Source organism: Chitinophaga sp. S165 (genome assembly GCF_003182155.1).
GTDB lineage: Bacteria > Bacteroidota > Bacteroidia > Chitinophagales > Chitinophagaceae > Chitinophaga.
This window is the reverse complement of record NZ_QGTG01000005.1, coordinates 419,599-441,377: the sequence shown is the minus strand read 5'-3', so window position 1 is coordinate 441,377 and position 21,779 is coordinate 419,599. Positions and strand designations below refer to the sequence as shown.

The following is a 21,779-nucleotide window of genomic DNA, read 5'->3' as shown; positions in this document are numbered from 1 at the left end:
GATATATTAGTTCTTTGAATACATGGATAAATACGCCTTAATCATGATATCAGGAGAGAAACGTTTTACATTGACTAAACCCTGGTTAATTATTGCGTCTTTGTTTGTTTTGTCAGATAACTTCAGGAACTCGGCTGCGAATGCCTCCGGCTGATGCGGATCAGCGTGTAATCCGGCTCCTCCGCTCACTTCAGGCATCGGCTCGATATTGCTGGCAACAACAGCTGCACCACAGGCCTGCGCTTCGATCACCGGCCAGCCGAATCCCTCCGAGAAAGACGGGAAAATAAAAGCGTAACAGTTGCTATATAACGCCCGTAGTGTAGCATGTGGTGGTTTCTTTACTGATACCACTCTGTCCTGCAATCCCAGCGTCACCGCATGTGCATGTAATGATTCTTCAATTTCATTACCGGCATAACAGATCTTCCCTTTATATTTATCGCCCAGCGCATGCACCATGTCCAGCAACATCTTCCTGTTCTTGCGCTGTAATTTGGAACCGATATGCAATATATAAGGCTCGTTGGAGCTCAGACCTGTATCTTTCAATAATGTATCACCCTCTGCCTTTGCCACCGGATAAAAATCTCCGTTAAAGCCATTGTGAATAACCTTCCAGTTAGATTCATCCTTTCCTTTTCCTCTAGCCAGCTCTTTCAATTGGTTCAGAGTAAGATGAGATACACAGGCGATCTTCTTTGCACTGATCAGGTTAGAAAGTATCCACTCCTGCATCACCTTGCCAAAAGAAGAAGCAGGGCAATAAGCATCTGCATGTCCTCTTGCACCTCTGATCGCTAAAACATCATGACAGGTGATGATAGTACGTTGCCTGGGCAGGTGTTTAAGATAAAAGGCATTGGAGTGATCACAGATATGATACTGTGTATCTTTTGCCTTAAAAGCATTTTTAAAACGAAGTACTAAAGGAAATAATACCCACTTGTCCAGATACCCGAACCACTTGCCGATCCCGCCAGAAGTAGCGCTGAAGAAAGATCCGAAGAAAACGGTCGGTTTCCAGATCTCTGTGGTATGTCCCTCCTTCTGTAAACCACTTTCCAGCATGCGGCAAAAACGCTCCATACTTTCCTGCCTGTCCTTCTTATAATTTCCTATTAAAACAATTCGCATAATATTGTCTGATATTTTCTACTATACTGTTGCCAGCTTTTCCCGCCTGAACACTTTTTTAAAATCAGGCAGAGAGCCCATAAAAAGTGCACGCCCTATTGCGAAACTATTCAACAGGTAGTACCCTCCCATTGACAGGACCAACGCTATGAAGAACCGCGCAAAGGGATTTACGATATGCAAATGCTCCAGTGCTATGAACTGTATCGGCTGATGCAGGTACATAACGACCATAGATGCTATGCCGAATTCATTGAATGGTTTGCTGACCAGCGGATATTTTGATATGATTTTTACTAACTCTATCAGGCTTAAAATAATCACGAGGCTGGACGCCAACGTAACAAAAGGGATACCATATTCGCCATTCTTCATACCATATGTATTGGCGGGATAGTAATAAGTGAACGTGACCACCACTGCCAGCAGCACAAAAATCATCCACTTGTACTTACCGGGATCGCCCTGCACACCTTTGTACAGATAGCCGAGGTAGAAGATCGGTAATGCCGCAAATACAACATCCGCGTTCCAGGGTAATCCAAAAGAAGGTAAGAATTTGTTAATCGCATAACTGATCACCAGGCTTACGAGCATCAACAAACCAATGATCTTTTTACTCACTTTGTTCACCAGGAAATTCATGACCTGTTGTACGAGGAAGAAACAGGTTACATACCAGAACACAGCTGCCCATCCTATCAGGTAACGGCCTCCCAGAAAAGGCCTTACAATACCTTTTGCAATAGTTTCCTTCCCTGTAAAGATCTCCCGCATCTCGTATGGCACGTAGACCAGACAAAGGAAAGCTACATAAGGTACAAGTAAGTGAAATGCCTTTTTTGTCAGGTATTCTTTCCAGTCGGCAGAAGGCTTAAACAAAAAACCACCTATGAAAATGAATAATGGCATATGAAAGAGGAACAGGTATCTCACAGCGGTTTCAGGAAATATATGTCCTGCTACTACTGTCAAAATACCGATACCCTTTAATGTATCGATCCATCCTATCCTGGACGAGGTATTCAATGTATTACTCATGTTGCAAGGTATCATAGAAGCAGGTTAGCCGCCTGCTACTCCCGGGGTTGGCATGGTGTTTCATCAGGTACCCGGTTTTGTTATGGTTTATATGCTGATATGACTAATGCTATCTGATCTGCATGGCATATTCCTCAGACACCTCTTCTTCTTCCTCTTCATCATCACGGAGTGACGCCATCATAAGGCCGCCTACCAGGGTTGCAAATCCGAGTGAAGTAGGCTGTGACCATCCCCCTTGTGCTACAAGCATTAATCCATTACTTAGCATCAGCCAGGGAAGTACATCGCCTGTACGTAGCTTCCTAAACGAGTCGAACGCCAGACTGATAGCCAGTCCTATACGGATAAACACCAGTCCTAACCCCAGAACAGGGCCAAGTTCCCCTACTGCACGGCCCCACTCTCCTTCCGTTATCTGGAAAGAAATTCCTCCTGTCATCAGCACTGCACCTACGTTCGTGCCCATGCCTATTCCAAATCCCCACAATGGCATATTGGACGATGACGATAAGGCGCTCGCCATACCTCCCAGGTAACGGTCAAGCAACACTCCCTCCAATCCTCCTTCATTTTCATTGGCACTTTCGAAACGGGCTGTAAACGCATCAATGGCGGGGCCGACCACACTTGTCTGACTGAGAACGGCTACCAGTAGTACCAGGCCGATCACCGCCCCGAACATCCTACCCGCTAATTTAGGATTGCTGGAACCTGCATAGAGACAGAATACCAGCGTAATAATGATCTGAAAAAGCAATGCACGGCTGATAGAAAGCGGTATGGACATCATCAGTGCTCCTGTAGCAGCGATCAATATCCAACGGTTGATCTTTTCGGCGCCCAGCCAGAAATAAAAAATGAATGGTGCTGCAAAACCAAAGAATAATGTAGTACCGTTCGTAAAGGAAAAAGTTGCCGGAGGACGGAAGAAACCCATCGCACCACTAAACCCTGCACCGGTTTCACTATCACCTACACCTTTGTTCACCCAGGCAGTTTGCGGACTATAAAACTGTAATGCGATCAGCACTAACATGGGTATCGCGATCATCACAGTGGCCTTCCCCATCTGCACTACATCTTTCCGCGTAAAGATGCTCCTTATTACAAACATCATCGGAAAGTGTATCAGCAGGATGCGCGCGCCATATAACGCTACAAACGGATTACCATGCCCTAATGTGAGTGCGAAAACAAATCCCAACACTCCGATGATCGTCATTAGCGTGAGTGAATATGCGGGAATAAGTATCTTTCGTTGTAAACAAACAATGATCAGCCACAATGCCACAGGATCACGTACGATCAGCAGCGGCGTAGCCAATTGCGGTAATACCCAGCGACGCAATGCTCCTTCTAACAGCAACAACAGGAAGTATGCCCATACTCCCTGTTTCAGCCGTAGCATCAACTTCTGTGAGTTGAATGCGGTAAGCTGCTGATAACGTAACGCTGCTGCTTCAGCGATACGTTCTGCCGACGGATGATTACTCCTGGGATATTGATTCATAATTTCCTGAAACATTTATAACAGGTGAACATGATTACTGTCACCGGTAAATAAAACACATATATCTATCAACATAAACGAGTATGGCGTTTAAGCGCATCATCAACAACACAAATTATGCGTTTCTGATCGCTGTCGCCAATTCCTGTCCATAAACCTGCCATGGTCTGCTACGGGCCTTTTCCATTGCTGCCAATCCAGCTGCCGGTATGTTATCCGGCTGGTTCAGCAATGCTGCTATTGCATTGTATAAAGCGTCCGTCGACCCGGCTTCTGTCAGCCAGCCGTTCTTTCCATTCGTTATAAGGTCAGGGCCTGCCGTACGGTCTGTCGTGATCACCGGCGTACCTTGCGACATTGCTTCTGTGATCACCAGTCCGAACCCTTCAAACAATGACGGGAACAACAGTACATCGTGCGCTCTCATTGTTTTGAGGATCTCTGCATGCGGCATGCTGGGTATCCAGCGGTGCTTAGCCAGTGCGGCATCCAACGCAGGGCACTCCGCTGTTACTTTTTTTCCTACTACTGTCAGCGTTACTGCATTACCTAACCGCTCTACCGCAGCAAAAAGATCTGCAATGCCTTTACGCTGAGACAGTCCGCCTACGAATAATAATCTCAGCGGACGTCCTGTTATCTTTTCATATTCCCTGTTGCTGGTAACAGCGGGGAAACCATAAGGTATCACATCCACCGGGGCCAGTTTACCGGGATAATCGTTCAATGTCTTTGCCGTAAAACTGCTGGCCACAAAGATGCGGTTCGCCAGTTTCAGCTCTTCATCCTTTCTGTCCAGTTTCGCCTGTGAAGCCGTCAATCCCACCAGTGTGTTCTTCCACTCCGGCCAGCGCTCTCTTTCAAGCCCCAGTAAGTGTCTTGATGTACGCCAGTAACCTATCGGCAGGTCGTACAGGCATTTCAGCCCCAGGCGGGATGCTTCGCGGAAAGTGAACATAGCACCGTCTTCATAAGCATATACTGCATTTATCTGACGTGCTACTTTCTCCAGGCGGTTCGTGAGACGTCTGTCCATGTTATGATACACAGCGTCTACAGAGAACATACCTTTCTCATGCCTGATCAGGTTTTTCAATCCAGCTTTAGCTGCCACCAGACGTCCCAGTTCATACCAGGGCCAGGTTCTGGTAAAAGGCTGCAATCGCGCTTCAAAAGCACGACGCCTGATCTCAGACAAAGGCCCTAATCCGCCGAGGCGGTCCAGCGTACTTCCCGGAAAGGAAGCGATCGCTGTATGAAACTCGGACAGGATATCGGCATCTGCCAGCCCTGCTACTGCAGCCCTGACATTTGCATTGCCTGTAGGATGAGATATGATGACCATCTTAGTTTTGCTTATGTAATCCAAGTATATCGCCCCATGCAGAACGTAATGCTGCTGCAGAAAATCTGCTGGCATACAGTTCTTTCTGGGCCGTCTTTGTAACCAGGCCGCTCCTGATATCTTTTGCAAACGCCAGGACAGCTGCTTTTGCCTCTTCGTAAGAAGAAGTGGCAGGTATCACACGCGTTGCCTGCGGGTCACAGGCGATGTCAGGAATACCTCCTTTGTCGGTCGACAACCACGGCAGCCCTGCGCTCATTGCCTCCAGCAGGCTGACAGGCAGCCCTTCCGGATGTGTTGACAATAACAGGTATGCATCCAGTTGTGCGATCGCGGACTTCAATCCGTCTTCACCCGCAAAAGGACCATGAAAACGAACGTTAGGATAACGGTCAAAAGATCCCGCAGGATATTGTTTGCCTTCACCCCAGAGATGGAACTCCACGTCTTTCAGGTCAGCATCTTCACTCATACGGCAGATCAGGTCTATCCCTTTTTCAGGGATCAACCTGCCATAATAACCAAACCTCAGTTTACCTGCCGGTCCTTCACTGAAAGCCACTTCAACATTCCTTGAAAAAACAGGCACAACATCTATCTGACGGTTCAGTACCACTTTCATATCGCCTGCATTCCTGTAGGAACAGGCAATGATGGTATTTGCCGCCTGTAATGTCTTCCTGTATTTTGGCCCCCAGGTGGATTGGTCTTTGGCGTCTCCCGAAGTATGGTGGTGATGCACCCACTTATTGTAGACAGGCAGCATACGAGATAATAACCAGATGCTTTCACCCTGCCCATTCGTGTATACGGCGTCATATTTACCGGAGCTGCGCAGCTTAATGCCTAATTGCAGCATCCATAACAATCGCTTGTAGGAACGTCCATGCTTGCCGAAATAAATCCACCGGCATGTACGTTTGTAAAACGCTTCTATTTCCGGCGTCGTAGCCGCATTCAACACGACAAGGTCTATTTCTGCACCTGTCAATGCCATCTGCCGGCAAAACTCCTGCAGATGACTTTCTATACCACCTGTTTCCATTAACTGGGTGGTATAGACCAGTATCCGTTTTTTATCAGAAGCCTGCGCCATATACTCGTTCGATCTTATCCTTTGCAAATCCCACACGGTAAGAAGATACTACGCCCATGCGATACAGTTTTGCCATGATCGCAGCCTTTGCCCTGATCAGACGGTATTTTAATTTACCGGACACCTGTACAGCATTGGCACCTTCTTTTAGTGAATCGGCCACCAGTTCCAACAGGAACTGCTTCCTCTTTTCCAGCATCTCCGTTTTAACAGGAGATGTGTTCAGGTCTTTCCTTTCCAGGATCTCTTTATAGGAAATAATATCAATGAACTCCCCTACTGTTGCCAGACGTGGATCAGATGGATTCGGATGGATCAGTTTCACATTTGCTCCCATACCGAGACCTGGCAGTGCACAGTGGATCTTAGTGGTCAATACCAGGGATGCCTTACAATACCTGGCCAGCAGATCGTCCATGTGTTTTTCGGACGCCTTTGCATAAGACTCAAGATCACCGGATGTATCTGGTGGATCGTGAGAGACCCTTACCGGCTTTTTGCCCAGCAATGTTTCCAGTTTGTTGAATACAGCATCAGGCACCGGATGGTCTACGTTATCTACCAATAGTACTTCTCCTTCAGGATTGTGCGTAACAGGACCACGAGGTTTTGCCGTAATGGTCAGGCAGCTGGAATAATAGGCGGGAATGCCCCAGCCCAGCAGCAGGCGTAACGTTTTAGTATCACGGCAACCGATAGGTGCATGTTTCTTAAAATGCTCCCTTACGCCTGCATCTGCCAGCAAGGCAGAATTGGCGATATGCACAGCGGCATATACAGGAGTGATATTATCCGGAGCAGGAAACTTCTTAAAGGAGTGCATGTACCAGCCATTGGCTATCAGCAATCCTTTTTCATTACTTGCCAGATCAGCATGCGCCTCTCTGTCGGCTACCTTAGAGCCTTCAGGTAACAGGTCTTTGGCGACCATTCCCTGAAGTACATCTCCGATATTATTCCGAAGTAATCCTTCTACCTGATAGTAATAATTCATATAGTATCCTTGTTAAATTTCTGTTGGTAATGTTGAGTTATTCGTCCTTCGGATCTTGATCAGTGTATAGGTAATATTCATGATCACCTGTATTAGCTGTATCAGGATATTCATTGTCAGTACGCCGCTCAGGGTAGATACATCGATCAATGTAACACCTAAAACTATAGAAGCAATACTAACAGGAATTGAAATAATTGGATTGATCGCCCAGCTTCTGCTGGTAAAGAGAGAAAAGGTAAACGCAGAGGTAATACCGAGACAACTGATAAAGCTTCTCAATACTATTTCTTTTGTCAGCCCTGCATAATTGGGCCCTAGTACCATCAGGATCTGTGAAGAGAATAACCAGACAGTCAGGACGATACAGACACTCATTGCCAGCAGTCCCGCCTGGATCTGTAAGAAACGCCGCAATAACAGACCTGAGTTATTCGGCAACCGGGAAAACCTCGGTAAGATAAGGGTACTGAATAATATCGTAATAAAGCTAAGCGCTGTTGATAACCTGTCCAGTGCGCCCATTTGAGCAACTCCTCTTGTTGTTCCGAAGATGGAGATCAGCCAGATAGTGATCTGTCCCGAAAGACAGGTATAGATCCCCATCGGCAACAGCCGCTTCACCATCTTCATGATATCCTTCCGGATCTGCGGGTCTGGCTTCTGATGCCAGTCAGCATAACCGGATGAGATCTTCCTTAGATTAAAGTTTCCCCATATCTGCGGAAGACCTGCCGCCAGGATGGCGACAAATGCCCATGGGAAAATGAAAATAGTCAATGAAAGTAACACCAGCCTGCCAACATTGAGCACAACTGCATTCTTTTGCAGCGGCGCAATATCCTGTCTCAGTTTAGGCGCTATCTGCAGTAAAGTACCCGACAACGCCATGAAGAAAGATGGAATGAGCGAGAGAATGATCAGCACGGACATCAGCCAGCTGGCATTGTGATGCCGCATCAGGTACAGCAGCACCGGTACGGATACCAGCAAACTACCCACGGCGAACTTTCTTCTCAGATCCATCCCTGTGGCCATGACAGTACCTAATTTAACACGGTCCTGCCACACCTTCCCACCCTGGGACATTACTCCGGTAGAGATCCCTCCATCGGCCAGTACGGTCATGGTACCCAGCATTGTATTGCCCAAGGTATACAACGCGTACTCTTCAGGTTCCAGCAGCCGTATCACAAGGATCCCGCACACCAGACTGATAGCCTGCACCAACACCTGGGCGAAACCGGTCATTGTAACCAGTTTTACCCATTCTAAAGTTTTGGTGTATTTCGGATTGCTAAATAACTGATTAAACACTTTTACTCGCATAACGCATTTCGGCAAAAGCAAGCCCTTATCCTGCCAGTTGTTCCCACTGTGTTTTACTGTCCTTTCTAAATAACTCTACGTCGCAGGTTACCATTTCACTTACCAGTTCCTGCAGATCGTATTTTGGTTCCCAGCCTAATTTAGTCTTTGATTTTGTAGGATCGCCGATCAACAGTTCTACTTCCGTAGGACGGAAATAAGCAGGATCTACAGCTAATACCTGTTTGCCGATAGGCAGAATATATTCTTTATTGCGGCAAGCACTAACGTATGCAACTTCATCTACGCCAGTGCCTTCGAATTTCAGTTCTATACCCAGTTCATTGAACGCCATACGTACGAACTCACGTACTGGTGTAGTGACTCCTGTAGCAATTACGTAGTCGTCCGGTGTATCCTGTTGCAGGATCCTCCACATAGCCTCAACATAATCTTTCGCATGTCCCCAGTCACGGCGGGCATCCAGATTACCGAGGTACAGTTTATCCTGCAAACCCAGCGCTATAGCAGCTACTGCACGGGTGATCTTACGGGTTACGAAAGTCTCACCACGCAGCGGGCTTTCATGGTTGAACAGGATACCATTGCAGGCAAACATACCATATGCTTCCCTGTAGTTCACTGTGATCCAGTATGCGTACAATTTTGCAACAGCGTATGGGCTACGCGGATAGAAAGGTGTAGTTTCTTTCTGCGGAACTTCCTGTACCAAACCATACAGCTCTGAAGTACTTGCCTGGTATACCCTTGTCTTTTTTTCCAGCTTTAAAATACGCAGCGCTTCCAGTATACGCAGTGTGCCTATACCATCCGCGTTAGCGGTATATTCCGGTGTATCAAAACTCACCTTCACATGGCTCATCGCCGCGAGGTTATAGATCTCGTCTGGTTGTGTTTCCTGGATGATACGGATCAGGTTAGTACTATCGGTCATATCGCCGTAATGCAATCTGAAACGTACATTTTCGCTGTGAGGGTCTTGATAAAGGTGATCGATCCTGTCAGTGTTCAGCAGTGATGCACGGCGTTTTACACCATGTACCATATACCCCTTTTCGAGCAGCAGTTCTGCCAGGTAAGCACCGTCCTGTCCATTTACACCGGTAATTAAAGCAACTTTCATACAAAATGATTTTATTAAGATAATTGGGGAATATGATTAACTTCCGGAGAGCACGTTCAATGCCGGTTGAGCTATACCTATGCTGTAACAGGTGAAACCGTTTTTCTCGAGATATGCGTTATCGTATATATTCCTGCCGTCAAATACAACAGCACCTTTCAATAATTGTTTTACACGTACCCAGTCTGGCAAACGGAACTCGTTCCATTCTGTTACCAGCAGTACAGCGTCTGCGCCTTCAGCAGCCGCATACATGTCGTTACACCACTTAACGGTATCGCCCAGTGTTTTCTTCGCTTCATGCATGGCTACAGGATCGAATACCTGTACATTTGCGCCGGCGTTCAGTAAAGATTCTATGACTACCAGACTGGATGCTTCACGCATGTCGTCAGTAGCCGGTTTAAAGGAAAGTCCCCATACTGCGAAGGTTTTGCCTTTCAGCATACCATCGAAATGTTTGTTGATCTTGCCGAACAATACTTTCTTCTGATCATCGTTCACTGCCTCAACAGCTTCCAGGATACGTAATCCGTGTCCGTATTCCTTACCTGTCTGCACCAGGGCTTTTACATCTTTAGGGAAGCAGGAGCCGCCATACCCGATACCCGGGTAAATGAAGCTGTTACCTATCCTGCCGTCACTACCAATGCCTTTACGTACTTTATTTACGTCAGCACCTACCAGTTCACACAGGTTAGCAATATCGTTGATGAAGGAGATCTTGGTGGCCAGCATAGCGTTTGCAGCATACTTGGTCATTTCTGCAGAAGCGATATCCATGAAAATGATCGGGTGACCGTTCAGCAGGAATGGATGATACAAACGTTCCAGCATTTCTTTTGCCCTGTCTGTATTTACACCCACCACAATACGGTCAGGTTTCAGGAAGTCCTGTACAGCAGCGCCTTCTTTCAGGAACTCAGGATTTGATGCAACATCATAGTCGATCAGTGCGTTCCTGTTCAGCATTGCTTCTTTGATTGCCCTGTTCACTTTCACAGCGGTACCAACAGGTACAGTGCTCTTTGTTACCACTACCAGGTAATCGGTCATATTAGTACCGATCTCTTTCGCAACCTGCAATACATATTGCAGATCAGCACTGCCATCTTCACCCGGAGGCGTACCTACCGCAATGAAAGCGATATCTGCACCTGGGATCACTTCCGCCAGGTTAGTGCTGAAAGAGAGACGGCCGTTGTTGAAGTTGCGGGTAACGATCTCTTCGAGACCCGGCTCATAAATAGGTAAAATACCCTTTTTAAGATTATTGATCTTTTCAGCATTAACATCCACACATACTACCTGGGTGCCTACTTCTGCGAGACAGGCGCCGGTAACCAGCCCTACATATCCTGTTCCAATTACAATTGCTTTCATTTGATGATATTGAGACGCTGTTAATATTCTTATTTACAATGCAACCATGTGCCTTTTATGAAGGAAATCGGCATAAGCCTGTACCAGTCCTTCTTTCAGTTCTACACTGTGTTTCCATCCCAGCTTATGCAGTTTTGATACGTCCATCAGCTTCCTGGGCGTACCGTCAGGTTTCGAAGCATCAAAAACGATATCACCTTCGTAACACACTACTTCTTTCACTGTCTCTGCCAGTTCGCGTATACTCAGGTCTTCACCTGTACCGATGTTCACCAGCTCTTTCTCATCGTAATGCAGCATAAGATAAACACAGGCAGCTGCAAGGTCGTCTGCAAACAGGAACTCACGTTTTGGTGTACCACTACCCCACACTGTAACATTGGGCGCTCCGTTTTCTTTTGCTTCATGGAAGCGACGGATCAAAGCCGGCAGTACGTGTGAATTTTCAGGATGATAGTTATCGCCGATACCATACAGGTTAGTCGGCATAACACTGATATAGTTACAACCATACTGGTCGCGGTATGCTTCACATAATTTGATACCAGCTATTTTAGCAATAGCATAAGGCTCGTTGGTAGGTTCAAGCGGCCCTGTTAACAGGCTGCTTTCCTGTAATGGCTGGGGCGCCATCTTTGGATAGATACAGGAACTACCCAGGAACATCAGCTTTTTAACACCATGCTTCCAGGCAGCATGAATGATGTTGGTTTCCATCATGAGATTATCGTACAGGAACTCTGCACGATAAGTATTGTTAGCATGAATGCCGCCTACTTTTGCTGCAGCCAGGAACACATAATCCGGCTTCTCTCTGGCAAAAAATTCATTTACATCTGCCTGCGAGCGCAGGTCCAGTTCTGCGGAGCTTCTTGTCAGCAGATTCTCATATCCAAGCGTTGTCAGTCTTCTGCTGATTGCACCGCCTACCATTCCGCGGTGACCAGCTATATAGATCTTATCTTTAAGTTGCATAAGGTTGAATCTTTTTTTATAGCAATTCCGGTCTGTTTTCCTTTACCCACTGATGCAGTTGTTTTACTTCCTGTCCTTTTCCTTTCTGGAGGATCAGCAGTACTTCAGGAGTATTGACCACCACTACATTTTCCACACCTACTAATGCTACGAGTTTATCTTTTCCTATTACCATGCTGTTTACAGGATCGCTCTCTATAAATACTGCCTGGTGATTGCTGTAACGGTAATGGCTTGCAAGGGCTTCAGCCAGGGCTTCATAGCCGCCTACATCGCTCCATTGCATAGCGCTTGGTACTACCTTTACAATATTACTTTTCTCCAGTACAGCATAGTCTATACTGTCTGAAGGAATGGCTTCCATTGCTGCCAGGGGAATAGATCCGGTCTCTTTCCAGATGGCCGCAGCTTCAGCAGCTGCTGCATAGATCTCCGGTGCATATTGCAGCAATTGCTGCAGTAATACGCCGGCTTTACCGCAGAAGATGCCACTGTTCCATAAGTAGTCGCCGCTTTTCAGCATTGCCTCGGCCGTAACAGCATTTGGCTTTTCGGTAAAGCGCACTACATCAAAACCGGAATACTGGATATAACCATATCCTGTTTCCGGGTATGCAGGTTGCAGTCCAATAGTTACCAGATGGCCTTCGGCAGCCAGTTCGCCTGCTTTCTTTATTGTTTCAGCATACAGGTCCGGCGTACCAATAAGGTGATCTGCCGGAGTGATAAGCAGTATAGTTTCAGGTGTTGCAGAAAATGCCGCCAATGCTATTGCAGCAGCGGTATTACGTCCCACCGGCTCTGCCATCATCTGTACATGCTGAGCACCTGCTTCACCGAGTTGTTTTGCCACCATTTCAGACTGCTGTTCATTTACCACAGCCATTACCTTGTCACAAAAAATGCTGTTACGCACCCATGTGAGCTGTAGTAAACTCTGCCCGTCAAATAACGGCAGCAGTTGTTTTGGTGTCTGTTTATTTGATAAAGGCCAGAGACGGGTCCCTGACCCTCCACATAATAATATGTGTAGCATAGTGTTCAGCGTTAATATTTTAAATAGGATTTCCAACGCCTGCTGTCGCGGCGCCGGCATACTCTTTTTTGTTGTTGCCCAGCACCATCAGATCACTGGTTTTCACAGTGGCGATCAGCGAGAAGCCCATGCTGTACAATACCGCTTTAACAGTATTCTTGCCAGCTTCCACTACCCGTCCATGCTGATGCATCAGCGGACCTGCAGTGATACGGATCAGATCATCCTCGTGGATCGGGAATCTTTCAACTTCCACATCCTGGTATTCACGCAGGAAGCGTTTGATCAGATCAACTTCATGATCAGGAATGCTGGCAGGTTTACCCAGCCAGTAAACGAAGTTTACGATACCACTCGTTTCACGTACAAGTGTTTTCTTGTCTTCAGGAATACGCACGAATACATACGACTTAAAAAGAGGTTCTTCAACGATCTTCTTTCTGTCGCTCCACTGATGCGTTACTCTATTCAGTGGACAATATGTTTCGATCTGCTTACGAACAAGTGCATCCGCCACTTTTTTCTCCCATCTGGGCTTAGTATAGACTGCATACCAGGTGTGTGTCTTCTGTTCCATTTCAGAGGGTTTTGAAGTTAATACATGACTAGATTATCAGATAAGGTGGAAATCATAAAGGCGGGAAAAGAGGAGGTAAAAAATTGGCATAGCTTCGCCTCCTCAGTCACATGAGTAGTTTTCACAGTGATAGTTTTCAATGAGTTGCATCTATGACGCAACTCATTTTGTTATTTGAAAATTTTTGTAAAACGTCCCTTCTTGACAGCCCCATTTTTATGGTCATCCGTATACCCATATCCGTAACCCTGCCCGTTACCATAGCCATAGCCTCCGCCATAAGCATATCCGTAACCTGGCAGCCCACGCATTTTCAGGCCATTGAATACGATATTCAACTTGCCGAGATCCCCCTGTTCGTACAGGTCTTCTATCAATTTCAGATTAAACTTCGGTGTTCTGTCATGACGTACTACGTACAGCGTTGCATCAGCAAACGGCGCCAGCAAACGCGCGTCAGTAACAGGACCTACCGGAGCTGTGTCTATAATGACATAGTCAAAAGAAGCTCTTAAAGTGGCCAGCAGGTGTTCAAGCCTGCCATTCAAAATCAATTCGGTTGGATTTGGCGGTATCACGCCTGCAGAAAGCAGGTACATGTACTCGTTATTTTCTATAGGCTGTTTAAGAATATCATTCAGTGATGAATGGCCTACCAGGTAATTACTGATACCCGGATGATGCGGCACATTCAGGATCTTACTTACTTTCGGTTTACGGAGGTCAAACTCCAGCAACACTACTTTCTTCTTGGTCAGTGAAAGGCTCAATGCAAGATTCACTGCAATAAAACTCTTTCCTTCACCAGAGATGGAAGATGTTACCAGGATCGTTTTATTATCTCCATTAATACCGATATAAGATAAGGTAGTACGGAGGGCTCTGAACTGTTCTGCAACAGGTGTACGCCTTCCTTCTGCGATGGCGATGCCGCCGCTCTTGTCGAACATGATCTCGGCAATGATCGGTGCAGATGTACCTTTTTCAATATCTGACCTGAACATTACTTTGTTGTTCATCATATCTTTCGCTGCAATGAACCCCGCAACAATCGCAAGACCAAAGATGATCGCCATTGCCATCACCATAGATTTCTTCGGGCTGAATGGCAGACTGTCTGCTTCAGCAAGATCAATGATACGGCTGTCAGAGATCGCCGCTGCATATTGCAATGCGGTTTCTTCACGTTTCTCCAGCAGGAAAGTGTAGATGTTATTTTTAATAGCCTGTTGCCTGCTTACTTCCAGTAATGTTCTTTCTTTATTAGGCACACCTTTCAGCATTCCCATAAAGCGTGAATTCTGTGCTGCAAGCTTTGCTCTTCCTGCTTCCAGGTTAGTGCGCAAGCTTCGGATATTATCCATAATAGCCGGTCTCAGTCTCTCTTCCTGTGCAACCAGGCTTGCCAGCAATGGGCTGTTCTCTCCAGTTGTCTTACGCAGCTTTTCCTGTTGCAATTCAGTTTCCTGCAATCTTGTTAACAGTCCCAGCAACGTCTGGTCTTCGATGCCGATAGTAGCAGGTACTACGTTATCTTCATCATGTTTCTCTCTTACATATTTTTCAACAGCATTCAGTGTTGACAATTGCATATCAGCTTCGCTCAGTCTCACATCGTTATCCTGTACGGACGACAGGAACAATTTGCTCTGCTCACCAATATCAACAATGCCCTGATCTGTTTTATAACGTTCAATCTGACCTTCTACCTGGCTCAGTTCTGCAGTGATGATACGTAACCTGTCTTCCACGAATGACATTGTCTTGGACGCAGTCTGGTTCTTATCCTGGATAGATTCGGCATCGTATGTCCTCATCAGTTCATTCAATATATCTTTACCTCTCTGAGGTACTGCATCCACATATTCAAGCCTCAGTACGTTCCCTTGTTTATTGGCAGGAGCTATTTTCAACATGGCGATGATCTGCCCGGCCAAAGCTTTTTCACCTGCAATACGCATATAGAGGTGTTTATCGCGTAGGCTGGCGGGATTGAATTCCGGATTTGGCGTTATTAATATACGCCCCCATGTGGTAGTAGTCACCGTATCATTCAGCGGATAAGTTTTATCACCCAGGGTGATCTTCTGCCCCTTATAATCATATGCCAGGTCCAGGAGAGCGCCTGCCATCGGATCGATATGGTCCGGGTCGATAAAGGTGATCTGTACGGGAGCTCTTTTGTACATAGACACATCCCTGATCCGACCTCTTTCGAAGATCTCTCCATAAAGGTTGAGGTGCCGTACAACCGACTTTGCAATTGTACGGGACTTCAGTATTTCAATTTCGTTTTCTATTTTCTTTCCTGATCCCAGGGGGTCCATCATTTCGATGATAGAGCTTTCCACAGCCCGTGCATCTTCCTTGATGAGCAGTGTAGAGGACATCTTATATAGCGGGGTAGCATACCTAAGATAAACATATGCTATGGAGAAAGAAATTATTGACGCAATCACAAATAAAGGCCAGTAAGGCTGATATTTATGCCTGATCATCTCCAGGAGGCCCGTATGTTCCTCTCGTTTTGTGCGCGTATTTAATACTTTCTGTTGCATGGCTCTCAACACAAATTTGTAGGATGAATTATTGGAATAACATCAGCTTAGTTGTTCAATATCAACTTGTCCAGTACAATCACGAACAGTGAAATACTGCTCAGGATAATTGCTATTGTCTGGCGGTTGCCACTCGCATTAGCTACTCTTGCCTTAGTTGGTTCGACATATACAACGTCGTTAGACTGTACATAATAGTAAGGGGATGATAAGACATCATTGTTATTCAGATTGAGGCGTTTAACAACCTTCTGCCCATCTATTTCTCTAATTAACAGTACATTCTCTTTTTTACCATTGATAGTAATATCGCCAGCCGCACCCAAAGCCTCCATTATCGACATCCTTTCGTTATTGATGTTAACAACACCGGGCCTGCTCACTTCACCGAGTACCGTTACCCGGTAGTTCAGGAAGCGTACACTCACCACCGGATCCCTCATCAGTTTCCTGTTGTTCAACTCTTCACGCAGATATACGGTAAGTTGCTCTTTTGTCAGTCCGGCAGCTTTTACTTGTCCAAGCACCGGATACTCAATAAATCCCTGTTCACTAACTAAATAACCTGTTGCCTGGGGACCTCCTCCAGCAGCTCCGGTGGATGCAACACTTGGGGTGTTAAATACAACAGCATCCTCGGGGTTCATGCTACTCACAATAATTTGTAATACGTCATTTTTGTGAATTACCGGCTCGAAATTTCCTTGCACGGGCGCAATAACAGTATCAGATATATTGTTGAAATAAACTGATTTCTGTGTACTGACACAAGATGTAAAGAAACAGCAGATAAGGACCGGAACAACAAAGATATAACGTAAATAATCCTTCTTTAGAATCATCTTACCGTTTTGAATATTTAAAGGTTTTTCTTCCGCGCTTTCCGTAGTACAAAGCTAGTTTATAGCCGTCGTCGGCACACTACTCGTTACAGTAAAAAACGCCTGCATAACACAAACGTGCCTACTAATTAGAGTATCATCTTTCACAAAAATCGACTCATATCTTTAAACGAAAGCATCTGAAAAAAAATCCAAGAATTCGTAATTAAAAAGAAAGAATACAAACTATTTGACCAGATTTTTGAAATTAGTTCTGATTTTGTGGCAACATTAAGTTTTTGATAAATCTTCTTCAGGTGTTGGTTTACCGTGAAAACAGTTACAAAAAGCTTCTCCGCCATCTCCTTATATGAGTAACCTTCTTTTAACAAAGCAAGCAACTCATACTCTCTTTTAGTAAGCTTGTGCCGGATATCTTCAAGGGGGTCCTTGGCGATGTAATTAATAAGTAAATGAGCCGCTTTGGGAGATAGCGTGCCTCCTTCACTAACAGCGTCCATAATTGAATGATAGATCTCCATTAAACGGCTGGTCTTAATAATATAACCATTCGCTCCCTGACGGATCGATTCAATTACATAATGTTTTCCGTCATGTCCCGACAGAACAATTAGTTTAGCCTCGGGGTAAACCTTCTTCAATTCCTGCATACCCTGTATGCCTGATTCCCCCGGTAGTGAAATGTCCAGTAATATCACGTTTACTTCAGTCTCTTTAAATGGAAGGGCTCTGAATTCCTCCATTGACTTACAAGCAAATACGACCTTACACTCTTGAAAATCCTCTAGAAACTCCTTGTAATTGTTCAACTGGAAATAATTATCTTCTATAATTCCAATATTGATCATAGGGGTAAAAAGTTAGCAAGGTTCATAATTGGTTCAATAAAAAAATATGGCATATAAAAAGTACTTGATTGTGCAAAAATAGTTCCAAAAACGAGAATTTATACGGCAATTTTGCAACTCGCTGAATATGAGAACAATAAAGATGAAGGTTTGTTGGTTTACACTGTTAAGTATCCTATTATGCTAATTTATATATGATATTTCGGTTAACTTTTCTCAAATATTCACAATAAGAGTCACCACGAAGATAGAAATTCATTTTTAAATTAAATACTCACTAGATAATTATTCCTTTATTAAGTATTTTGCTTTTTAATTGGAACGGCAACATCCGGTCAGCACTCTGGGAATTCTCCACATGTTGTGTACCAGATATCGGGGAGAAATATACCGTCCAATCATTAAAAGTTAGAACAATGAACTCCACTCATATTTCAGAGAGTAACACATTACTGAGCAATGCCAGTAACGTGTTGGCAATCACTGCTCATGAATTTAAGACACCGCTAACCACCATTACATCTATCGTAGATCTGCTTTCCACTAAGCTGCTGGCAGACCACCATATGACACCATTCTATGAAAAACATCTGTCGCAGATCACTTCAGAGATCTTTTCCCTGAACAATATGCTGGACGAAATGCTGACTATCAATAACATCCTCTCCGGCAGTATTGAAACCAGGAAAGAACTACTTCATGTCGAAGAACACCTTCTTCCTTTAAAAGAACAGTTTCATTTCCTTACGGATGATGGGGACACTTTTGAGATCAATATTTCAGGTACGCCCCGTTCAATATTTGCGAGTCCCAGCCAGATCACCAGGATATTGACAAATCTGGTCGGTAATGCTTTTAAATATTCCCGTCAGCAGGCCCCCAGTGTTCACCTGAACTACGGTAACGACTCACTCGTTATTACCATTACTGATGATGGTATTGGCATACCCGCCGATGACCTGCCTCATTTATTTCAACCCTATTACAGAGGAAGTAATACAAATGGTATTGCCGGTACAGGATTAGGTCTTACTATTGTGAAAACTTTTGTAACAGCAAACGACGGAGATATTTCCGTAACCAGCGAACCGGAAAAAGGCACGGTTTTTACACTGGTCTTCAGGTATCCATGATACCCCGCCAGTAAAACATAAGCATGAACGCCAGAATTCTTTTGATTGAAGACAAAACAGGCCTTTTGGAGACACTTAAAAGCCTGCTCGAACTGCATGACTACTCAGTGATCACCGCCAGGAATGGAGAAGAAGGACTATCAATGGCTATCCAACATCTGCCCGATCTTGTGATCAGCGATATCTATATGCCCGCCATCAATGGTTATGAACTACTGGACAGATTCCGTGAACATCCACAGCTCTGTAAAATTCCCGTACTCATTACCAGTGCAAAAAAAGAAGACAATGAAATAAAAGATGCCTTGCAGAAAGGTGCGACAGGGTATCTTGTTAAACCATTCGTGTTTGCGCATCTGCATGAACAGATCAAAAAAGCGCTTGCAAAACATTAAACAATTACTTCACCAGCATCACCGTTCCCCTGTACTCTTTCGGCTCATTACCACTGGTGTTGAAAGAACATACGTATATAAATGCCTGAGATGATTGCGGCATCCCTTTCATGTAACCATCCCATCCTATCTTCGGATCATTTGTCTGGAAAACAAGGCTTCCCCATCTGTTAAATACCCTTAACTGATAATTGGTCACTGCATCATATACTTTAGGACGAAAAAGATCATTGTTACCATCACCGTTGGGACTAAATGCAGATGGCATTACCACAAGGCAGTTCTGCCATGGAGAAGTTACAACTGCCATCCCTTTTTCACCACATCCATTGGCATCTTCTATTTCGAAATGGTAATTACCTGTTTTCAGATTACGATGCAAACTATCCGGCTGCCACATATCGCCATCCATCCGGTACTTATAAGGCGGCGTGCCTCCCTCTACAACCCATCTGATACTGCCGTCACTTACCTCGCTACAGCTGCAGGGCTCTATTTTCACTTCTTTAACAAGCAGCGGCGCAGGCTCCTGTATCAACACATTGGCTGTATCAGCACATACCTGTTTATCCTTTACAATAAATACATAATTACCAGGCGTCAGATCTTTGAACTCCTGCCCTTCTTTTTCAATACCATTCACTGACAGATCATATGGTGGCAGACCTCCCGTAATGTTTAATGCTATTGCACTTTTATTATCACCGGCACAATCAGATATTGTTACATTGGTACTGGTTGTCAGGTCAGACTCTCCTACAGTAATAGACCCTTTTGACGTAACACCATCAGCAGAAGTGACCAGCACTTCATAAAGTCCGCCGGGCAGATTAGAGACTTCCGGCGTTCTGTAATTACCAGGCGTCCACTGATAAGTATAAGGAGGCGCTCCTCCTATAACCTTTACGCTTACACTGCCTGTCTCTATATTATTACATGACGCCGTGGCTGTCAGTTCTGTTTTCATGATCTGTTTGATCATTGAAAGATTATCCATGAACACCACTACTCCAACGCCGAGATTACACTTGTCTTCCGAATAGGCATAAAAAGAAATGAACTTATGTGCAGCGCGTGGTTTGAATTCGGCTGTCCACCTGTGCCATGTGGTGTCTGTAAAACTGCCGGACATCCACAACAACTCAGACGTATCGCCTGGTGTGTCGCCTCCGAAAATAGCCAGGTTGCCATAACAATGTTCATGACTATAAATGCGGCTGAAGGCAAGATCTAAAGAGAGTGTATATATCAGTCCTTTCTGTAGTGGTGTAGCCAGTTCCTGCTCTATGCCTTCGGTGTAATTGTGTCCTGCCTGTAAACCTACATATGTCTTCCCTGCTTTGGCTGTTTTGCGGAAACCGTAAACGCCCGGCAATATATCAGGTGTATTGACTGCTACACGCCATTCCGGCGGAGCAACCTTTATTCCAGGTTTACCTTCAAGTGAAGAATTCCGTAAAGTAACATGCTGCGCAAATGCCTTATTATTCACAAAACAACAGAACAGCAAAAGCAGTAATAATACACATATCCTCATAGCAGCATATGTGAGATAACAACATGGTTTTCCCATTAGCCGTATGTGGACGGCCTGGATGGTTTTAATCATAGGAAATCAGTTAGGTCAATCGGTCAATAAATCATTCATTTGTTTTTTGCGATCAACATGCAAATGGATTCTGGTTACAGATAAACATTGTGTCTGATTTAATTCACAGGTATGGTGAGGAGGACATCGGGAATTCCCCCGTTGATTAAATTGCTTTATGCTTGCTTATTGCATTTCCAGTCGAATAAAGATACAATATGTTTTTCATTAATATAACGCTATCTAGAGATTTTTATTACATTTAGTAAATTAATACTCAATATAGTAGCGCACTCTGCTGCAAGAATAAAGGCATAGAAAATCTATGCCTTTATTGTGTACAGATGACTTGTTCGTACATGTCTAAACTACTCTTTTATGGAACAAGCAAATCATAGTTTAACCCATTGTCATCTGATCTTAACTGTTGCGCCTTTTTGGTTCGCGCTTGTTATTATCTTTCTCTTTCTTAGGGTGTCTTTTATCTTTAGGTAAGATCACTTTAATAGTATCATCAGCGGTTTTTTCGCGTGTAATATCGCGACTGTAATCATTCCCGAGATTAGGACCTCCCTGTTCCAGACCGGTACTACCGATCGACCTGTCTCTGACTGCCATAACGCTGTATTTTTAGGGTGATTAAAATAACATACTCACATCATTATCAGCCCAAAACCATGCCAGCAGAAGCAGGCACGTGAATAGTACTCAGACATTTCCATATGTGAATAATCTCTTAAAATTTGACACCAGATTGATCATTTCCGTCTGTTTAACTATTTTTCCGGGATTTTAGTGTTAAATTGTAGTAAACAGATCGTTTACACCACCTATGCCTGATACAGCCCTATAAGTGCTGTAATGAG

19 protein-coding genes are annotated in these 21,779 nt (G+C 44.8%); 2 read left to right on the top strand and 17 right to left on the bottom strand.

Going from position 1 to position 21,779, the window contains the following annotated elements; genetic code table 11:
• Positions 1 to 6 precede the first annotated feature (6 nt).
• From C7475_RS21160 to C7475_RS21090, 15 genes are all read right to left on the bottom strand, one after another.
• A complete protein-coding gene (locus C7475_RS21160; protein ID WP_110055378.1) occupies positions 7 to 1,137 on the bottom strand; it encodes a glycosyltransferase family 1 protein in 1,131 nt (376 codons plus the stop codon).
• A gap of 21 nt (positions 1,138 to 1,158) precedes the next feature.
• Positions 1,159 to 2,178 carry an acyltransferase family protein gene (locus C7475_RS21155; protein ID WP_158286570.1) on the bottom strand — a complete coding sequence of 340 codons (1,020 nt, stop codon included), beginning with the start codon at positions 2,176 to 2,178 and terminating at the stop codon, positions 1,159 to 1,161.
• Positions 2,179 to 2,287: 109 nt separating this feature from the next.
• Positions 2,288 to 3,691, bottom strand: coding sequence for a hypothetical protein (locus C7475_RS21150; RefSeq protein ID WP_233259916.1), 1,404 nt, complete (start codon positions 3,689 to 3,691; stop codon positions 2,288 to 2,290).
• A 115-nt stretch (positions 3,692 to 3,806) separates the two neighbouring features.
• The gene (locus C7475_RS21145) at positions 3,807 to 5,036 is read right to left on the bottom strand and encodes a glycosyltransferase family 4 protein (RefSeq protein WP_110055376.1); all 1,230 of its coding nucleotides are present in this window, start codon (positions 5,034 to 5,036) and stop codon (positions 3,807 to 3,809) included.
• A gap of 1 nt (position 5,037) precedes the next feature.
• Entirely contained in the window at positions 5,038 to 6,159 is a 1,122-nt protein-coding gene (locus C7475_RS21140) for a glycosyltransferase family 4 protein (RefSeq protein ID WP_146217610.1), read from the bottom strand.
• Positions 6,116 to 7,126 carry a polysaccharide pyruvyl transferase family protein gene (locus tag C7475_RS21135; RefSeq protein WP_110055374.1) on the bottom strand — a complete coding sequence of 337 codons (1,011 nt, stop codon included), beginning with the start codon at positions 7,124 to 7,126 and terminating at the stop codon, positions 6,116 to 6,118. The genes C7475_RS21140 and C7475_RS21135 overlap by 44 nt, the downstream gene beginning before the upstream one ends.
• 12 nt (positions 7,127 to 7,138) lie before the next feature.
• Positions 7,139 to 8,377 carry a polysaccharide biosynthesis protein gene (locus C7475_RS21130; protein ID WP_233259915.1) on the bottom strand — a complete coding sequence of 413 codons (1,239 nt, stop codon included), beginning with the start codon at positions 8,375 to 8,377 and terminating at the stop codon, positions 7,139 to 7,141.
• Positions 8,378 to 8,480: 103 nt separating this feature from the next.
• Positions 8,481 to 9,578 carry a GDP-mannose 4,6-dehydratase gene (gmd, locus tag C7475_RS21125; RefSeq protein ID WP_110055372.1) on the bottom strand — a complete coding sequence of 366 codons (1,098 nt, stop codon included), beginning with the start codon at positions 9,576 to 9,578 and terminating at the stop codon, positions 8,481 to 8,483.
• Between the two features lie 36 nt (positions 9,579 to 9,614).
• Positions 9,615 to 10,961 carry a UDP-glucose/GDP-mannose dehydrogenase family protein gene (locus tag C7475_RS21120; protein ID WP_110055371.1) on the bottom strand — a complete coding sequence of 449 codons (1,347 nt, stop codon included), beginning with the start codon at positions 10,959 to 10,961 and terminating at the stop codon, positions 9,615 to 9,617.
• Between the two features lie 33 nt (positions 10,962 to 10,994).
• Positions 10,995 to 11,936, bottom strand: coding sequence for a GDP-L-fucose synthase (locus C7475_RS21115; protein ID WP_110055370.1), 942 nt, complete (start codon positions 11,934 to 11,936; stop codon positions 10,995 to 10,997).
• A 16-nt stretch (positions 11,937 to 11,952) separates the two neighbouring features.
• Entirely contained in the window at positions 11,953 to 12,972 is a 1,020-nt protein-coding gene (locus tag C7475_RS21110; RefSeq protein ID WP_158286569.1) for a mannose-1-phosphate guanylyltransferase, read from the bottom strand.
• 19 nt (positions 12,973 to 12,991) lie between these two features.
• On the bottom strand, positions 12,992 to 13,549 hold the full coding sequence (locus tag C7475_RS21105) for a UpxY family transcription antiterminator (RefSeq protein WP_110055368.1): 558 nt from the start codon (positions 13,547 to 13,549) through the stop codon (positions 12,992 to 12,994).
• 170 nt (positions 13,550 to 13,719) lie between these two features.
• Positions 13,720 to 16,107, bottom strand: a complete 2,388-nt coding sequence (locus C7475_RS21100; RefSeq protein ID WP_110055367.1) for a polysaccharide biosynthesis tyrosine autokinase — start codon at positions 16,105 to 16,107, stop codon at positions 13,720 to 13,722.
• A gap of 47 nt (positions 16,108 to 16,154) precedes the next feature.
• The gene (locus C7475_RS21095) at positions 16,155 to 16,949 is read right to left on the bottom strand and encodes a polysaccharide biosynthesis/export family protein (protein ID WP_110055366.1); all 795 of its coding nucleotides are present in this window, start codon (positions 16,947 to 16,949) and stop codon (positions 16,155 to 16,157) included.
• 143 nt (positions 16,950 to 17,092) lie between these two features.
• Complete coding sequence (locus tag C7475_RS21090; protein ID WP_110055365.1) at positions 17,093 to 17,797, bottom strand: response regulator transcription factor; 705 nt, start codon at positions 17,795 to 17,797, stop codon at positions 17,093 to 17,095.
• Between the two features lie 416 nt (positions 17,798 to 18,213).
• Here C7475_RS21090 and C7475_RS21085 point away from each other — a divergent pair, with 416 nt between their 5' ends.
• On the top strand, positions 18,214 to 18,930 hold the full coding sequence (locus C7475_RS21085; protein ID WP_110055364.1) for a sensor histidine kinase KdpD: 717 nt from the start codon (positions 18,214 to 18,216) through the stop codon (positions 18,928 to 18,930).
• A gap of 23 nt (positions 18,931 to 18,953) precedes the next feature.
• Positions 18,954 to 19,325, top strand: a complete 372-nt coding sequence (locus C7475_RS21080) for a response regulator (protein ID WP_110055363.1) — start codon at positions 18,954 to 18,956, stop codon at positions 19,323 to 19,325.
• A 4-nt stretch (positions 19,326 to 19,329) separates the two neighbouring features.
• Here C7475_RS21080 and C7475_RS21075 read toward each other — a convergent pair whose 3' ends face one another.
• Both C7475_RS21075 and C7475_RS21070 read right to left on the bottom strand, forming a co-directional pair.
• A complete protein-coding gene (locus tag C7475_RS21075) occupies positions 19,330 to 20,934 on the bottom strand; it encodes a T9SS type B sorting domain-containing protein (protein WP_110055362.1) in 1,605 nt (534 codons plus the stop codon).
• Between the two features lie 399 nt (positions 20,935 to 21,333).
• The gene (locus C7475_RS21070) at positions 21,334 to 21,531 is read right to left on the bottom strand and encodes a hypothetical protein (protein ID WP_110055361.1); all 198 of its coding nucleotides are present in this window, start codon (positions 21,529 to 21,531) and stop codon (positions 21,334 to 21,336) included.
• Positions 21,532 to 21,779 lie beyond the last annotated feature (248 nt).

Excerpts from the sequence above, each read along its gene's own strand:
- C7475_RS21085 (WP_110055364.1), top strand. The coding sequence starts at position 18,214 with ATGAACTCCACTCATATTTCAGAGAGTAACACATTACTGAGCAATGCC.
- C7475_RS21100 (WP_110055367.1), bottom strand. The coding sequence starts at position 16,107 with ATGCAACAGAAAGTATTAAATACGCGCACAAAACGAGAGGAACATACG.
- C7475_RS21150 (WP_233259916.1), bottom strand. The coding sequence starts at position 3,691 with ATGAATCAATATCCCAGGAGTAATCATCCGTCGGCAGAACGTATCGCT.
- C7475_RS21090 (WP_110055365.1), bottom strand. The coding sequence starts at position 17,797 with ATGATCAATATTGGAATTATAGAAGATAATTATTTCCAGTTGAACAAT.
- C7475_RS21160 (WP_110055378.1), bottom strand. The coding sequence starts at position 1,137 with ATGCGAATTGTTTTAATAGGAAATTATAAGAAGGACAGGCAGGAAAGT.
- gmd (WP_110055372.1), bottom strand. The coding sequence starts at position 9,578 with ATGAAAGTTGCTTTAATTACCGGTGTAAATGGACAGGACGGTGCTTAC.
- C7475_RS21120 (WP_110055371.1), bottom strand. The coding sequence starts at position 10,961 with ATGAAAGCAATTGTAATTGGAACAGGATATGTAGGGCTGGTTACCGGC.
- C7475_RS21130 (WP_233259915.1), bottom strand. The coding sequence starts at position 8,377 with ATGACCGGTTTCGCCCAGGTGTTGGTGCAGGCTATCAGTCTGGTGTGC.
- C7475_RS21095 (WP_110055366.1), bottom strand. The coding sequence starts at position 16,949 with ATGATTCTAAAGAAGGATTATTTACGTTATATCTTTGTTGTTCCGGTC.
- C7475_RS21135 (WP_110055374.1), bottom strand. The coding sequence starts at position 7,126 with ATGAATTATTACTATCAGGTAGAAGGATTACTTCGGAATAATATCGGA.
- C7475_RS21155 (WP_158286570.1), bottom strand. The coding sequence starts at position 2,178 with ATGAGTAATACATTGAATACCTCGTCCAGGATAGGATGGATCGATACA.
- C7475_RS21080 (WP_110055363.1), top strand. The coding sequence starts at position 18,954 with ATGAACGCCAGAATTCTTTTGATTGAAGACAAAACAGGCCTTTTGGAG.
- C7475_RS21070 (WP_110055361.1), bottom strand. The coding sequence starts at position 21,531 with ATGGCAGTCAGAGACAGGTCGATCGGTAGTACCGGTCTGGAACAGGGA.
- C7475_RS21115 (WP_110055370.1), bottom strand. The coding sequence starts at position 11,936 with ATGCAACTTAAAGATAAGATCTATATAGCTGGTCACCGCGGAATGGTA.
- C7475_RS21105 (WP_110055368.1), bottom strand. The coding sequence starts at position 13,549 with ATGGAACAGAAGACACACACCTGGTATGCAGTCTATACTAAGCCCAGA.
- C7475_RS21145 (WP_110055376.1), bottom strand. The coding sequence starts at position 5,036 with ATGGTCATCATATCTCATCCTACAGGCAATGCAAATGTCAGGGCTGCA.
- C7475_RS21075 (WP_110055362.1), bottom strand. The coding sequence starts at position 20,934 with ATGATTAAAACCATCCAGGCCGTCCACATACGGCTAATGGGAAAACCA.
- C7475_RS21110 (WP_158286569.1), bottom strand. The coding sequence starts at position 12,972 with ATGCTACACATATTATTATGTGGAGGGTCAGGGACCCGTCTCTGGCCT.